Origin of the sequence: Rufibacter roseus (assembly GCF_001647285.1) — a bacterium.
In the GTDB taxonomy this organism is placed as follows: Bacteria; Bacteroidota; Bacteroidia; order Cytophagales; family Hymenobacteraceae; genus Nibribacter; species Nibribacter roseus.
The window spans coordinates 113,176-128,099 of record NZ_LRML01000002.1; the positions used below are offsets into that span (position 1 = coordinate 113,176).

12 protein-coding genes are annotated in these 14,924 nt (G+C 43.2%); 6 read left to right on the plus strand and 6 right to left on the minus strand.

Annotation, left to right across the window (positions count from 1 at the left end; all coding sequences use genetic code 11):
- The first annotated feature begins 45 nt into the window (after positions 1 to 45).
- Positions 46 to 666 (plus strand): FKBP-type peptidyl-prolyl cis-trans isomerase, encoded by a 621-nt coding sequence (locus A8O23_RS02370; RefSeq protein ID WP_066616059.1) that lies wholly within the window; start codon positions 46 to 48, stop codon positions 664 to 666.
- A 35-nt stretch (positions 667 to 701) separates the two neighbouring features.
- Here the strand turns inward: A8O23_RS02370 and A8O23_RS02375 are convergent, their stop codons facing one another.
- Positions 702 to 1,127 (minus strand): hypothetical protein, encoded by a 426-nt coding sequence (locus A8O23_RS02375; protein ID WP_153042049.1) that lies wholly within the window; start codon positions 1,125 to 1,127, stop codon positions 702 to 704.
- A gap of 358 nt (positions 1,128 to 1,485) precedes the next feature.
- Here A8O23_RS02375 and A8O23_RS02380 point away from each other — a divergent pair, with 358 nt between their 5' ends.
- Entirely contained in the window at positions 1,486 to 3,432 is a 1,947-nt protein-coding gene (locus tag A8O23_RS02380) for a KUP/HAK/KT family potassium transporter (RefSeq protein ID WP_066616063.1), read from the plus strand.
- Between the two features lie 192 nt (positions 3,433 to 3,624).
- On the opposite strand, the gene A8O23_RS02385 is transcribed toward A8O23_RS02380, so the two are convergent.
- Positions 3,625 to 5,427: a M61 family metallopeptidase gene (locus A8O23_RS02385; RefSeq protein ID WP_239693313.1), complete on the minus strand. Its 1,803-nt coding sequence runs from the start codon at positions 5,425 to 5,427 to the stop codon at positions 3,625 to 3,627.
- 122 nt (positions 5,428 to 5,549) lie between these two features.
- Between A8O23_RS02385 and A8O23_RS02390 the strand changes: the two genes are divergently transcribed.
- Positions 5,550 to 6,158 (plus strand): C40 family peptidase, encoded by a 609-nt coding sequence (locus A8O23_RS02390; RefSeq protein WP_066616921.1) that lies wholly within the window; start codon positions 5,550 to 5,552, stop codon positions 6,156 to 6,158.
- Positions 6,159 to 6,633: 475 nt separating this feature from the next.
- Here A8O23_RS02390 and A8O23_RS02395 read toward each other — a convergent pair whose 3' ends face one another.
- Positions 6,634 to 7,011, minus strand: a complete 378-nt coding sequence (locus tag A8O23_RS02395) for a hypothetical protein (protein WP_066616065.1) — start codon at positions 7,009 to 7,011, stop codon at positions 6,634 to 6,636.
- Positions 7,012 to 7,147: 136 nt separating this feature from the next.
- Here A8O23_RS02395 and A8O23_RS02400 point away from each other — a divergent pair, with 136 nt between their 5' ends.
- Positions 7,148 to 7,579 carry a DUF2147 domain-containing protein gene (locus A8O23_RS02400; RefSeq protein WP_066616923.1) on the plus strand — a complete coding sequence of 144 codons (432 nt, stop codon included), beginning with the start codon at positions 7,148 to 7,150 and terminating at the stop codon, positions 7,577 to 7,579.
- 144 nt (positions 7,580 to 7,723) lie between these two features.
- On the opposite strand, the gene A8O23_RS02405 is transcribed toward A8O23_RS02400, so the two are convergent.
- From A8O23_RS02405 to A8O23_RS02415, 3 genes are all read right to left on the minus strand, one after another.
- The gene (locus A8O23_RS02405; protein ID WP_153042050.1) at positions 7,724 to 8,194 is read right to left on the minus strand and encodes a hypothetical protein; all 471 of its coding nucleotides are present in this window, start codon (positions 8,192 to 8,194) and stop codon (positions 7,724 to 7,726) included.
- A 214-nt stretch (positions 8,195 to 8,408) separates the two neighbouring features.
- Positions 8,409 to 10,367, minus strand: coding sequence for a M1 family aminopeptidase (locus A8O23_RS02410; protein ID WP_153042051.1), 1,959 nt, complete (start codon positions 10,365 to 10,367; stop codon positions 8,409 to 8,411).
- A 134-nt stretch (positions 10,368 to 10,501) separates the two neighbouring features.
- On the minus strand, positions 10,502 to 11,686 hold the full coding sequence (locus A8O23_RS02415; RefSeq protein WP_066616072.1) for a T9SS type A sorting domain-containing protein: 1,185 nt from the start codon (positions 11,684 to 11,686) through the stop codon (positions 10,502 to 10,504).
- A 147-nt stretch (positions 11,687 to 11,833) separates the two neighbouring features.
- Between A8O23_RS02415 and A8O23_RS02420 the strand changes: the two genes are divergently transcribed.
- On the plus strand, positions 11,834 to 13,996 hold the full coding sequence (locus A8O23_RS02420; protein WP_082882866.1) for a sensor histidine kinase: 2,163 nt from the start codon (positions 11,834 to 11,836) through the stop codon (positions 13,994 to 13,996).
- 31 nt (positions 13,997 to 14,027) lie between these two features.
- Positions 14,028 to 14,753 (plus strand): response regulator transcription factor, encoded by a 726-nt coding sequence (locus A8O23_RS02425; protein ID WP_204377668.1) that lies wholly within the window; start codon positions 14,028 to 14,030, stop codon positions 14,751 to 14,753.
- The last annotated feature ends 171 nt before the right edge of the window (positions 14,754 to 14,924 follow it).

Consider the following 14,924-nt stretch of genomic DNA (forward strand, 5'->3'; position numbering starts at 1 on the left):
TCCCATTTTCCTGAATAACCGTACCTTTACTTTAAATTAAAACTTATGGAATTGAAAAACCTACAAGAGAAGATCTCTTACATTATTGGCCGTGACATGGCCGCCAATTTTAAAAAACAAGGAATTGACATTGAGCCTGAGGCATTGTTGGCTGGCTTGAAAGAAGCGATAAGCGGCACTCCCTCTAAGTTAAGCCAAGAGGAGGTGCAGTCAACCATGATGCAACTGCAAATGCAAATGCAGGAAAAACAGCAGGCTTCAGCCGGTGCATCTGGCGAACAAAATAAAGCAGAAGGAGAGGCTTTTCTTAAAGAAAACAAAGAGAAAGAAGGCGTAAATACATTGGCCAGTGGTCTTCAGTATCAGGTTTTAGAGAGTGGTTCAGGAAAAAGCCCTTCGGCTAGTTCTAATGTAACTACCCACTACCACGGCACTCTTATTGACGGCACCGTCTTTGACTCTTCTTATGAAAGAGGCCAACCCGCAACTTTCCCAGTGAATGGTGTTATAGCTGGTTGGACTGAAGCTTTACAAATGATGAAAGAAGGCGATAAGTGGCGTCTGTTTATTCCTAGCAATTTAGCCTACGGGTCTCGCGGAGCCGGAGCTGACATTGGACCTAACAGCACACTGATTTTTGATGTGGAACTTCTGAAAGTTCATTAACAAAAAAGGGAAACAGTTTAACTGTTTCCCTTTTTTTATGAGAGTGACATATCTTCATGAAGCAACCAATGCTTTGCCTCCTCCATATTAGTAAAATAATTAATACCTACCGGTAGCACAATGTGCCCTGCCTGCAGCAAAGAATAACTATTGATCTGCTGTTGGTATTTTTCTTCTGACATTACCAACGCTATCTGATGATCTTTTATATCTAGATGAGCTATTTCATTATTCAAAGTAGCAAGCACCCATTCATCAGACTCCGCATCCAGGTCTCCGCGGAGAGTGGAGTCTAAAATTGAACGCTTAACTTTACTTTGCTTTAAAAAATGTAAATACATTTTAAATCCATCTTTGTACTCCGGAAAATTTACTTTTCTCTTCCAATACAAGATGACCATTTTATCAGCATCATCTAATGATACTTTATAAAAATCTGTTTCAACTGGAAACAACATCATCAAAGCCTTATACTGTATTAAATTAAAATAATTCAATTAATATATTTAATACTGATAATTAATCGTCAAATTAACTCTTTTAGCCAATAATATAAAAATCATTAATCTAAAATATTACAACTCAAAATATTATACCGTATTTATACTGATCTCCCTTTTAAATTCAAATATCAGTTGATTTAGCTTTTCAGGCAAAGGTTAAAAAGTACTGATAAAAAAGTTATTATTAATCTATAGCTATTAATTTTGGCGCCGCTAATTGTCTTCTATACTTTAGTAGAGGCCAGAAGCAATCTACTAAGCTTTAACCTTACAGTTGGAGGCAGGGCTAGGGAAAAGGTTATTAAGCAATTACCCAATGAACAACAACCACCAAACACACCGTGTATCTGGTGCAGGTTTACTTATTGCCTTAGGCATTATTTACGGTGATATTGGTACTTCGCCGCTGTACGTAATGAAGGCCATTATGGGTGAAAGGGCTATTAGTGACACATTGGTGTACGGTGGCATTTCAAGTGTTGTCTGGACCTTAACGCTCCAAACCACCCTTAAATACGTGGTGCTCATTTTACGAGCTGACAACAACGGCGAAGGGGGTATCTTTTCTTTGTATGCCTTGGTTCGGCGTCATGCTAAATGGCTGACTGTACCCGCTATTATTGGTGGGAGCGCACTTCTGGCAGACGGTATCATTACCCCACCCATTTCTGTTTCATCAGCGGTAGAGGGCCTAGAACTTTTGTACCCCCACATCCCTACCCTTCCCATTGTCATTGCCATTCTTACGTTGCTATTCCTGATGCAAAGCTTCGGAACGCAAATTGTAGGCAAGGCTTTTGGTCCGGTCATGTTCTTGTGGTTTTCTATGCTGGGCACGCTGGGCATACTTTCCATACTGCAGCACCCAGAGATCTTGCAGGCCGTAAACCCCTATTACGCTTACCAGCTACTGTTTAACACTCCTGGTGGATTCTGGATTTTAGGGGCTGTTTTTCTTTGTACCACTGGTGCCGAGGCTCTTTACTCTGACCTTGGCCACTGCGGCAAAGAAAACATTCGGATCAGCTGGACTTTTGTTAAAACCTGTCTGCTTCTAAATTATTTTGGGCAAGGAGCTTGGCTTATGCAGCACCAGGGCAGCGTTCTGACTGAACTGACCATTGCCAATCCCTTTTATGCCATCATGCCGGACTGGTTCCTCATTTTCGGAATTGCCATAGCTACCATTGCAGCCATTATAGCAAGCCAAGCGTTAATTACCGGCTCCTTCACCCTCATCAGTGAGGCCATTCGTTTGAACCTATGGCCCAAGGTAAGGCTAATCTACCCTACCAATGTAAAGGGGCAAATTTATGTTCCCAGCATCAATAAATTACTTTGGGCCGGCTGTGTGGTGGTGGTGCTTATCTTTGAAAGATCAGCTGAAATGGAGGCTGCCTATGGCATGGCTATCACTATTACCATGCTAATGACCACTACCCTATTAAGTTACTACTTAATTACCAGGCGAGTGGCATCTTTTTGGGTATTTTCTTTTCTGGCGCTATACATTGCGGTAGAGGGCTCTTTCTTTCTTGCTAACCTGGTGAAGTTCACCGAAGGCGGTTGGTTCTCACTCACCGTAGGCGTTCTGGTAGTTACGCTTATGTACATTTGGCGTAAAGCATTCTTTATTAAGAAGCGCCTGACAGAGTATGTTCCTATTCAGGAATACATTCCCTTGCTCAAAGAACTGAGCGATGATGACACTATTCCGAAATACACCACTCACTTGGTATTTATGTCTAGCGCTGACCGTACTTCAGAAATAGAGTCTAAAGTCATTTATTCCATCTTTCAGAAGCGTCCTAAACGAGCAGATATTTATTGGTTTATTCACGTCAGCACCATGGATGAACCCTATACCATGGAATACAAGGTGAATGTACTTTCTCCGCAGGATGTAGTGCGAATTGACTTTAGGCTTGGGTTTAGGGTAGAACAGCGGATAAACCTCTTTTTCCGGAAGGTGGTGGAAGACATGGTAAAAAATGGCGAGGTAGATATTACCAGCCGCTACAGCTCCCTAAACAAGCAGAACCTCATTGGCGACTTCAGATTTGTGGTGCTGGAAAAATTCCTTAGCTATGAGAATGATTTGCCGTTTTGGGAAAACACCATCATGCAATCTTATTTCTATATAAAGCAATTCACCACCTCTGAGGGGAAATGGTTTGGCCTAGATACCAGTTCTGTAAAAGTGGAGAAAGTGCCCCTGATCATTAAGCCAGCCAGAGATCTGGAGCTGCAACGGATACAGTAGTGAGAGCGCTGACTAAGAAAGGAATAACTCTTGGCTGTTTTAGCCTTGATTTTACGAAATTAGCGCCAAAACAAGTTTCTTATAAGCATCTATACTGAGTTGCGTAGCGAAGGAATCAACTCTATCATTACATAAAAATAAAGGGAGCAGATGGGCTCCCTTTATTTTTATGTGCTACAATCAATTTCAAGACTAGTCAATATCCTGCCAATCTTGGTAATTCTTTCTTTGTTCAGCTGTAAGGGTAGCCTCTTTCTCGGCACGGTAACGAACCGTTTCGTTTTTATGAAGTTTAACCGGTATCACCATCAGTTGACCCGCGCGGCTAATCACCAGCTCCATCACATCTCCTACTTCATAAGCTGGTACAGACTTATTGATGTCATCTGTCACGCGGAAACCATTTACAGCAATTATTTCATCATTTACATTCAAACCAGCCTGCCAGGCGCTTCCGTTACGGGTAACGGTTGTAATAACTGGCTTTCCAGATGCAGTAGAGATACCCGCCCCCAGTAAAGGTTCGTTTGAGTTCTTGTTTGAGTCTACCAATTGCACCCCTACCGCTTTTAAGTAAGAATTGTAGTCAGGAGATTCTGTGCCGTAAATATATTTCTGAAAAAAGTCTTCCATAGAGCGGCCAACTAACTTCTCCACCCCTTGCTGAAACTCTTTCTCCGTATAGCCACGCTTCTGCTTTTTGTAATGCAGCTCATACAGGTAGCGCATCAGGTCATCCAGATCTTTGCTTCCGTTGGTGGCATTCCTGATCTCCATGTCTATCAATAAACCAATAATAGCACCTTTTGAATAGTAAGACAGATGCGTATTGTAAGAGTTTTCATCTGGTCGGTATTGTTTAATCCATGCGTTAAAGCTAGATTCAGCGGCCGACATTACTTTATTTCCCGGAGAATTCTCAACGCTAGTTATACTGCTACCTATAATGTCTAAATAATCCCGCTCAGACATAAGCCCCGCCCGGCGTACCAATAAATCGTCATAGTAGCTGGTGAATCCTTCAGACATCCACAGCATGCGGGTATAGTTTTCCTGATCGTAGTCAAACGGCCCAAGTTCTATTGGTCGCAAGCGTTTTACATTCCAAAGGTGGAAGTATTCATGCGCCACCAAGCTTAAAAAGCCACGGTAACCGCGCTCAGTTCCGTAATTTGTTCTGGTGGTTTGTAAGGTAGTGGAGTTCAGGTGCTCCAATCCGCCCCCGCCACTGTGCAGGTTGTGAACGATAAAGAGATAATAGTTTACAGGAAGCTCCCCGAATACCTTGGTAGACTGCTCCGTTATCTTTTTCATGTCGGCCATCAGGCGCTCAGGGTTGTAATTGCCTGGACCATACATGGCTACTTCGTGCAGAACACCGTTGCTGGTAAAAGAGTAAATCTCATGGTTTCCAATTTCAATAGGAGAATCGGCCAATACATCATAGTTTTCAGCGCGGTAGGTGAAGTTTTGACCTGCTACTTTGGGCAAACCAGTAGACACTTTGCTCCACTCCTCGTACGGCTGTACTGTTAAGGTAGAAGGCAGGTTCTTATAGCCTTCTGGGTACATAAACACACTGGTACCGTTCAAATAACCATGAGAAGCATCAATAAAACTGGTGCGCACGCTTATTTCATAAGCATATACTTTATATTTTATGGTTACGTCTTTGCCGCCATGGGCCACTCGCCAAGTGTTCTTATCTATTTTGTTTGAAGAAACTTTTTTACCGCCTACAAAAGCCTCAAACCCTTCTACATTTTTGGCAAACTCCCTGATCAGGTATGAACCCGGAGCCCAAACTGGCATGGTCAGGTCTAACGTTTTTTTATTGAAATCATTCAGCTTCATTTCCACCTCAAAGTAGTGTGTATGAGGCTCAGGCATTGACAAACGGTAAGAAATAGTAGGAGCTGCCGCTGCATTGGTAGTGGTGGCCAAGGCCAACAGCACCATAAAACAGAGCGCCCATGAACGGATTCTTCTTTGCATATGTTTAGGTTGTATGGTTAAGAAATAAACCGAATAATACGGCTAAAATGCTGTTTTTGCAAAATAGCCCCCTCTGCTGACTCGAGGAGCACAACTTATAAAACCTGATAATGAATAGACCTATGAAAAATGTTTGGATTGGATTTGGAGTTGTTTTATTATGCATGGTGCTGTACAAAGCTACTTTTGGCTCTGAGGAATCTTTTTCTCAGAACACCCAAACTAGCACCCTTACCCGCAACAACTATATACTTACCGCCGACTCTGTAGTATCAGAAACACTTGATGCAGAAGAAGACAGCTCCCCCGCTCAATTAGATGTTTTGGAAGGAAACTACAACGGCAAAGCCGATAGCCTCGTGGCTTATGCTTTGCAGCGCTACGGTACCCAGTATGTGTATGGAGGTGCCTCAGAAGAAGGTTTTGATTGCTCAGGATTTACCACGTATGTGTACAGCCGGTTCGGCATTGATATACCGCACGGGTCTACACTTCAGTCAGAAGTAGGGCAAAAAGTAGCATTATCTGCCGCAAAAAAAGGGGATCTTCTCATTTTCACCGGTACCAACCCCAATGACCGTACTCCTGGTCATGTAGGTATTGTCATTAATAATCCTCCTAAAGGAATTCAGTTTGTGCACTCCTCTTCAAATGGGGGAGTAAAGGTGAGTGAAGTAAAGGGCACCCTCTATGAAAAGCGTTTTTTAGAAGTACGCAGATTGATTGACTAAATTCTTAGCTTTAGCTAATGCAAGAGGCCGTTTTAGGGCTACTTTTAAAAAAGTAGCCCTAAAACGGCCTCTTGCATTTACGTCTTTTGCTTTAGGTAAATGAGGCAATTCTAAAAAAGTATAGGCAAAAAAAATACCCGGCCATTGCAGTAGCCGGGTACGGAATCCTTTGAAATGGTATCAAGCGACACAGGAAGGAACTGCCCCCCTCACGCGCCTAGCTACCTCATGCCGGATTCGCCAGTAGACCAAGGTCTGTTAGCAAGCTTCAACACGATTAACGGTTGACACATGAGCTAGGCTTGATACATTCTTACTGGGATTAGACACTTTTACCTCCTTTCTTTAAGTCCGACATAAACCCTTCTGGACTTCCAAGTAACTTATGGTTGTTTGTAGATGGGTCCGGAGCACTCGCTTCCGTTTTATAAAGTTAAAAGACGAAGAGTTAGTTCAAAAGGTTTGGGAAAAAAATTTAAGAAGTTTTTGTTCTTTGCTTTCGGGATTGGGTAAACAAAATCCACGCCCAAGCAAGTACCAGCAGAAACTCTACGGCGGCATCCAAGAGGTAAACATCCCTTATGACATCATGGGTAGCATAACGTACATCCATTGCTCCCAGACCCAAGGCACTGAACAAGCCCAACACTTCCATGCTTTTTTCTTCAGTCTTGCTTAGGGCTGAGGTAATAAAAGCAGCGCCCACGGCCAATACTAAAACTCCCACCACCTCTACCAGCCATACCTCATTTTTGGGTCCTGTTACAGCCAGAAAGCTTGGCATGTGCACTAATGGCCAAATACCCGTAAGAGCATAAAAAATTCCTTGAAACCACAGAACTGCTTTTCTCACTTTAATTACAGTTATTGAGCAATTTTAAATTGTACTGCCGCAAACATTCAATTGTTTAGGCACATTTGCTTTTTTGGACTACTATTTGCTTATATTTAAAAACGAAAGACAAATTATCAAACAAACTACCACAAGTATGAGAAAGCTTTTAATGCTTGCCCTGTTCCTGGGCATCACCACGTTTGGTTGGGCTCAAAAGAACTCTCCCATTGGCATATGGACCAATGAAGAAAAAGAAGCCCGTTTTGAGATTTACCAATGCGGCGACAAGCTGTGTGGTAAAATTATCTGGCTTAAAGAACCTAACCGTAACGGTAAACCCAAGCTTGACCAATTGAACCCTGACCCAAAGCTTCAGACCCGCACTATTATGAACATGGTGTTCTTAAAAGGCTTTGAACCAGAAGGAGATGGCAAATGGGATGACGGCACCATCTATGATCCTAAATCTGGTAAAACTTATTCTTCTTACATGAAGTTGCTCGGGAACGGAGATAAGCTGGAAGTGAAAGGCTACATTGGCATTTCTCTCATTGGTAGATCACAAATCTGGACAAGAGTAAATTAATAAACACTTAATAAAAAAGCGGGCTCTCTTACGGTAAGAGAGCCCGCTTTTTTGTTGTTACTACTTGTTTAAAAGATTTCTGTTTTAGGCTTGATTTCTGAAAAATAGCCTTAAAACAATTTTTAATATTTAGAGAGGTTGATGCTACAACACCTCTAGAATTTTTATTGATTTATCACGAAAAGTAAAGGTATCTCCTTTCCCTTTTTCAGCCATGGCCTGAAAAACCGGAGAAGCAGGCGAAATAGCGAAATATTTTTCTCCGTCAACAGTAATTTCACCCAGACTAACCGATATAAAATAGTTCTGGGCATCTGTGCGCACCACAGAACCCAAAGTAACGGTATCGTTCACTTTGTTACGTACAATCCGTTTCAAAATACTCAGCTTTCCAATGGCTTCGTCTAATTGCTTGGCAAACATATCACGCTGAATATGGCAGGCCTCCCTGAAAGACTCAAATTTATCTTCTATTGCTCCCTGACTTTCGTTAGCGCTTTCCTGAGCATCTTCCATGGCTATGCGTGCATTCTCCACAAAGTCAGTTTGTACTCTAATGCACTCGTCTAACAATTGGTTTTTAATTTCCAGATCAACGGTTGTATCGGTAGTCATTGTCATAGTCATAATTTTAAGTTACAGTTAGTTTGGTAAGCTTTGTCAGGGCTTATTAGAATGTTTTAGTATTAAGAAAATTCAAGGAAGTACCACTTCAGAATTGGCAGAAGCGTAGGCATTGCCAAAAATTTATCACCCGCCGCAAAGCTTTAAACTGATTTAATAAGATTTTGTTAGGTTAAAATAGAATAAAATTTTTAAATCCTCACGTTCACAACTTCACAAAGCGCACAATTTCAGTCTTACCAATAAACTCAGCTTTCAATATATATGACCCCGGACGTAAATGGGAAACATTATTATAAGGACCAGAAGGAACTAAGGTAAACACCTTACGCCCTATCATATCATACACCACCAGTTGCACAGGCAGCCCTTCTCCTCCCCTTAAGGTTAGAGACCCAACCGTAGGGTTAGGATAAATAGAGAATTCTTCTGGTGTATAGGAGTTCAAAGAAGGATCTTGGGTAGCGGGTGGGCTATTCTCCAGGAGCCACTGGTTAGGATCAACCGTTATAGAAAGCACCTGCCCTGACACTCTGAACTTATATTGTTTAGTAGGGCTATCATGTTGCAACAACACTACCGTATCTTTTAGTGTTGTGGTTATTTTATATTCAACTTCAGTTCTGAAAAACGGAGTAGCGGCGCTTGAGGTGGTTTGTACGCTTTTTAGATATAGGTTATTCTCCTCTTGGTTCCAGGTTACATTGAAAGAAGGGTAACCCTCTCCGTACACCCACTGGTCAAAAAAATAGCTCAAGGAACGCCCGGTCACCCACTCCGCTACCCGCTGAAAACCTCTGGTGGTAGCTACTTTATACCTAAACTCTTTACGGTATTCTTGCAGTACTTTAAAAAAGAGAGCATCTTCCTGTAAGGTGTGCCGCAACATGTGCAAGACAAACCCAGCCTTCATATAAGTTAATGGGTAGTAAAAGATACGGCTTACATTGGTACTGTCTTGAACAAACACCTGCCCCTTTGGTGGAATCAAGGCAAATTGACTCGCCCTGTTTAGCCATGTTTGTCTTTGGTCAGGCTGCAGCCGCTCTAGGGCAAGCAATTCTGAATAAGAGGCAAAACCTTCGTTTAGCCAGATATGGCTCCAATCTGCATTGGTCACCTCATCTCCCCACCACTGGTGCCCCAGTTCATGCGCCGTCAAGGTAAAGCCGAAATCTTGCTGAGTAGTCATGGTCTGGTGTTCCATGCCACCGCCCATGGGTGCCATGCTGTGTCCGTATTTTTCTTTGTAAAAAGGGTAAGGCCCAAACATCTCAGAGAAAATCTGGAGAAAATCAGCAGTTCGGTCAATTCCTGCTTTGTAAGTTGCCAATGCCTGCGGGTGGTCATATATATAATTCTGAACAAACACTGGCTGATTTACACCCGGAATGGGAACCTCAAAGGAATATTCCTGGTACTGGCTAACCGCCACTGAGATTAGGTAGTAGGCAATTGGATAAGTAGATTTCCACTCAAACCTATGCTTCTGGTTGGGCATGGGGGTGACCCGTTGCAGCACTCCATTTGAACCTACCTTGTTATTAACATCAGTGGTTACCCAAACCTCTACTGAATCAGCCTTATCTGCTAGCAGTTGCTTACACGGAAACCATTCATAAGCAGCAAAAGGCTCGCTCAAGCTCCATAAAACCTGCTTGCCCCAGGGCTGGGCTACAGCGGTATTCAAGCCGTTGCCAATGGCCGCACTGGCACCGGAGGGAGCCCTGCCGCTGTAAAAGATTTCCACCTTAACCTTTTGTTTATTGTTTTTGGCAGCCCTGAGCGTTGCAATTGCCTCACCACCGGTACGTATTACCTCGCTATTAACCCCATCAATGAGTACCTGTTGCAGCTGCATGTCTGGATGCAATTCAAACGCGAAGTTCACAAAGCCGTTGGCTAAGACAGTGGCACCAATGGTGACACTACCCCGCACGTCTAAGGAATTTCTTTCCAGCTCCAGGTTCAGCTTGTAGTAGTTGATGTCGTACTGCCGCATCAGGGCCCGGTGTGGCTCAGAAGTAATACCGTCGGCTAGCAACATGTGCCCTTTCCTGTTTTTAGCATCGGCACAGGTAAAGCCCCCTTTGTCGGGAGTTTGTGCCAGAGCCGCTGGTATAGTAAGACAAAGGCACCACAAGAACAGGTAGATCTTTTTCATGTAAGGCAGGGTTTGGGGCAGGTGCCGTTCTTCAGGTCTAAAATACGTAAAATACGTGTACTGGTCTAGCGCAAAAAAAGTAGGGCCCGACAATTTGCCGAGCCCTGCTTTAATGTGATATGAAAGAGAGAAAACTATTGTACCAGAACCTTCTCCGCCTGAATAGAATTACCTATCATCAGCTGTATCACAAAAACTCCGGCACCATATTTAGACAGATTAATTTCTTTGGCATACTGTCCTTGAAAAGACTCGCGCTCATCCTGTAAAACTGTTCTACCCTGACTATCCACTATTCTTACTTTAACATTGGCTTTCTTTTTCACGTCAAAAGAAAGATTTACCGTTCCGCTGGTAGGGTTAGGGTAAACTTTAACATCAAGCTGGGAGGCATTTGCTTTCTCTTTTTTCTTCGCTTTCTCACCTTCCTTCTTTTCATTTTTAACTTCTGTAGTTTTTGATGCCCTTAACACAATCACTTTCTCTTTGGTATCTGAATTTAGCTTCAGCACATCATATTCCCCTGTCTCCAGAGCATCACTTGTACCATCAGTGTGCATCCGGAAAATTTTTATCTCACCGGTCTGTCCGTCTTTCTCTATTTTTATTTTATCCCTGATCAAGAAGGAATCAGCCTTCAATTGAACTGTGCTGTCTAACCGGAAGAACACTTTCATTCTCATTAAAGAATCTTTGCCTATTGAGTGCCGGAGCATCAGTTGTTGACCGTTGATATTTATAGCTTTGTTCTCCAGAGGAGACATGCCCTCTACTGCCGCTCCTTTCACATAAAAGTGCCTGTCTCTGATTTTTGAAAAGAGAGAATCTGGTACAGAACTTCTCCACTTTACGGCTTTGACAGAGTCTGCGCCAAACGTCTTAAACAAAACGGTTCTGGCAGAGTCGGAGCCTAGATTGCGGAACAAAACTGCCCTTGCCGAATCTGGTCTAATACTTCTGAACATGACTGCTCTGGCGGAATCAGTTACTTTGGAGGGCAATACCCTTATGAAATCAATGTCCCCCACTCCTTTTATTTCTGAAGGAACAAAGGGTTTTGCCCCAAGCGCCTTCAGATCTTGCTCCTGCAGCTTCAACTGCTTCACGGCCGCTTCTACGCTTACTCCTTCTGCAAGCGTTAGGGTGGTATCAAGAAGCATGTATTCTCCATTTTCTTTTTGCAGAATTTTCACCTTTGCCTCTTTGGCGGAACCAGATTTAATGGTTTTAGCTTCTTGCGCAAAAGCAGCAGAATAAGAGATTAGGCACAAGAATGCAATGGCCATGCCGCACGCGTTAATTTGTTGTTTCTTTATCATAACAGTGGTACTTTAGAAGTGGCTATGTAACTGACTGCTACAATATTACTAGGTACTGCCTTGGGTGTGGGTTAAGGCTTAGTTAAAGTCTGTTAATGAAAAGTTAAAGTAAAAATTACCCCCGTCTTACTTCTTATATTTGTAGAGATGAGAAAGAAAACATTGCTATTGGTCATTTTGTTGATGAGCCTCTCTCTTGTAGGTCTAATAGGCTTCCAGGCGTACTGGATTCAACATGCTGTGCAGATGGAAGAAGAAGTATTTGACCGAAACGTTAATGATGCCTTACACCAGGTTGTCCGGCGGCTAGAAACCAATGAGGCGGTGCTTTTTCTGAAGGAAGAGGCGCCACAACTAAGAGCCGCCGCGCTCACCACCGTAGCCGAGCCTGTTACAGTTCTGCCAGACCCAGCTGAAACACCTGCTCCTACTCCCCTTCCCACGCCCAAACCTGTTAAATCCTCAGTAGCAAAAATTGAGACCGTAGCACCTGTACAGGAACAAGTGTTGTTTGTACCCAGCAAAAAAGTGGAGCCATTGCGTGCCGCTGAAACGATAGTATTACGTAGAAACGCCCCATTTGAAATCATTACTTCAAGACCGGTTACCCACTCTACTGCCACTACTATTGTTTCAGATAAAAGTGCCAAGGGTCGTGTTTACGCCAGGTCTTCCCGCCCTGACACTTCCAGAAGTACAGCAAGTAAAAACATTTTTGGCCATTCTAAGCTTGACTCTGTAGTCATCTGGAAAGTTTTGGCAGCCAACACTAAAATGGTTGATACCATAAAAGTTGCTGGTTTGTACAGGCAGAAGCGTGACTCTAATATGGTATTAAAGTATTCTTTTGACACGCTACAGTTGGTTCAGGGAGTTGATTTTATGCAACATTTACCTGTAAAGAACATCAGCAGTATAGATGTCAGAAAATCGAATAACGGCAACTATATTAATATTTACACTGACAGCATTTTAAAGCAGTTGCCGCGCCAAGCCTTTCAATACGAAATAGATACTCTCCGGAGAAACATGCTCAGGGTGGCGGCTCCCATAAGCACCAGGGCTATTGTCAAAAGCCTGAATAAAGAAAATGAACCTACACCCGTAAAAGCCCCCTCGCCTAAACCACAGGTGTATGCTGCTGCCAAAAAGCTGGTAGCACAAGAGCAAACCAATAGACAAAAAGCCGCAGCCAAAGCACAGCACCTGAACCAGGTAATGGAAAAAATGGCCGCCGAATATGTACGGAAGGAGAAACCTCTGAAGCAACGGTTAGATGAACTGGAATTAGAAAAGCTCCTGGCCACTGAACTCAAGAATCGTGACATCTGTACTCCGTATGAGTTACAGATAGAAACTGGGGAAGAGGACAATTTTGTTTTTGCCAACAACAGACCGGAACTACCCTCGGCTGCCGGAGTATATCAAGTGAGGCTGTTTCCGAATGATGTGCTAACCTCTCCCAGTTACCTGCGGCTCAATTTTCCCGAGCGGCATACAGCGGTATGGCAGAGCATATTGGCACCTACGCTTATCTCGTACCTGTTCACATTTATCATTATTCTTACGTTCTACTTCACCCTCTCCACCATTCTTCGGCAAAAGAAGATTTCTGAGATCAAGAACGACTTCATCAATAACATGACGCATGAGTTCAAGACACCCATTGCCACTATCTCGCTTGCTTTGGATGCCTTGGTTAACCCAAAAGTTCGCACTGACGAAGCAAGAGTAGACTATTACGCCCGCATCATCAAAGATGAAAACCGACGCATGCACCACCAGGTGGAGAAAGTGCTGCAAACAGCACAAATGGAGCGGAACAGAATACAACTGGCTTTTGAACAAGTAGACGTTCACCAACTGATCAAAAAGGCGACAGAACCCTTTCAACTACATATTGAGCAAAGAAAAGGCGTATTGGATTTGAAACTTGATGCCTCTACACCTACCGTTTGGGCTGATCCTGGTCATTTAGCCAACATGATAGCTAATTTATTAGACAATGCAATCAAATACTCCCCCAACACCCCCAACATTGTAGTGCAAACCTCTATGATTTCTAACGGAATGCATATTTCTGTAGAAGACCAGGGAGCGGGCATGTCAAGAGAGGCGCAGAAAAAGGTGTTTGAGAAATTTTACCGGGTACCAACCGGCAATGTGCATAATGTAAAGGGGTTTGGCTTAGGCTTGAGCTATGTGAAAACCATGGCCGAAGCGCATTCTGGCAGTATACATGTCAGAAGCGAATTAGGGCGCGGAAGCAAATTTACCCTTTGGCTGCCCTCGCAGAACCCTCAATCTTAATTTATTCTTTGTCACAAAACTCCTTCTAGCCATGACGTTGCAAACTACCACCCGCCTGCTTTTAGTAGAAGACGACCCAAACTTTGGGATGGTTTTAAAAGATTACCTGGAACTGCACGATTATGACGTGACCCTCTGCACCGATGGCCAGCAAGGTTTTAATATGTTTAAGAAAGAACACTTTGAGGCTTGTATTCTGGATGTGATGATGCCAATTAAAGACGGTTTTTCTTTGGCAACAGATATCAAAGGTATTGACCCTCACATGCCTGTTATTTTCTTAACCGCCAAGGCCATGAAAGCAGATATGTTGGAGGGCTTCCGGATTGGTGCTGATGATTACATTACCAAACCGTTTGATTCTGAAATTCTGCTCTGCAAGCTCAAAGCTATTTTACAAAGGCGCTTTGCGGCGGCTCCCGCAGAAAAAGAGCTAGTCTTTGAATACCAGTTGGGGCACTACCACTTTAACTTTAAAACGCGTTTGATTACCAGCGCCCAAGGTACCCAAAAACTTTCTCCCAAAGAGGCTGAACTGCTGCAGCTGCTGTGCCAGCACCTGAATGATGTGCTGCCGCGGGAGGTGGCGCTAAGCAAAATATGGAAAGATGACAACTACTTCACCGCCCGCAGCATGGATGTGTTTGTGACCAAGCTCCGTAAATACCTGAAAGGAGATCCTCAGGTAGAAATAGTGAATGTGCACGGTAACGGCTTCAGATTAATTGCTCCAGAGGTTGAACATCAATCTGCTTAAAAGTAATATCGAGCAGAGCCTTTTACTTTCAGTTAAGTTTATCTGAATCTTTTAAAAAACAGAATTAGCATCTGTACCAACTCTATTTTGGGCTTATTTTTCTAAAAACAGAGCTAAATCACAAACTTAAGCTTTCTACAAAAACAGCAGAATGAGCAATACGATGCGGTG

What these genes read in the sequence shown, in the direction of transcription:
- A8O23_RS02370 (WP_066616059.1), top strand. Translation starts at nt 46, where the DNA reads ATGGAATTGAAAAACCTACAAGAGAAGATCTCTTACATTATTGGCCGT.
- A8O23_RS02375 (WP_153042049.1), bottom strand. Translation starts at nt 1,127, where the DNA reads ATGATGTTGTTTCCAGTTGAAACAGATTTTTATAAAGTATCATTAGAT.
- A8O23_RS02380 (WP_066616063.1), top strand. Translation starts at nt 1,486, where the DNA reads ATGAACAACAACCACCAAACACACCGTGTATCTGGTGCAGGTTTACTT.
- A8O23_RS02385 (WP_239693313.1), bottom strand. Translation starts at nt 5,427, where the DNA reads ATGCAAAGAAGAATCCGTTCATGGGCGCTCTGTTTTATGGTGCTGTTG.
- A8O23_RS02390 (WP_066616921.1), top strand. Translation starts at nt 5,550, where the DNA reads ATGAAAAATGTTTGGATTGGATTTGGAGTTGTTTTATTATGCATGGTG.
- A8O23_RS02400 (WP_066616923.1), top strand. Translation starts at nt 7,148, where the DNA reads ATGAGAAAGCTTTTAATGCTTGCCCTGTTCCTGGGCATCACCACGTTT.
- A8O23_RS02405 (WP_153042050.1), bottom strand. Translation starts at nt 8,194, where the DNA reads ATGACTACCGATACAACCGTTGATCTGGAAATTAAAAACCAATTGTTA.
- A8O23_RS02410 (WP_153042051.1), bottom strand. Translation starts at nt 10,367, where the DNA reads ATGAAAAAGATCTACCTGTTCTTGTGGTGCCTTTGTCTTACTATACCA.
- A8O23_RS02415 (WP_066616072.1), bottom strand. Translation starts at nt 11,686, where the DNA reads ATGATAAAGAAACAACAAATTAACGCGTGCGGCATGGCCATTGCATTC.
- A8O23_RS02420 (WP_082882866.1), top strand. Translation starts at nt 11,834, where the DNA reads ATGAGAAAGAAAACATTGCTATTGGTCATTTTGTTGATGAGCCTCTCT.
- A8O23_RS02425 (WP_204377668.1), top strand. Translation starts at nt 14,028, where the DNA reads ATGACGTTGCAAACTACCACCCGCCTGCTTTTAGTAGAAGACGACCCA.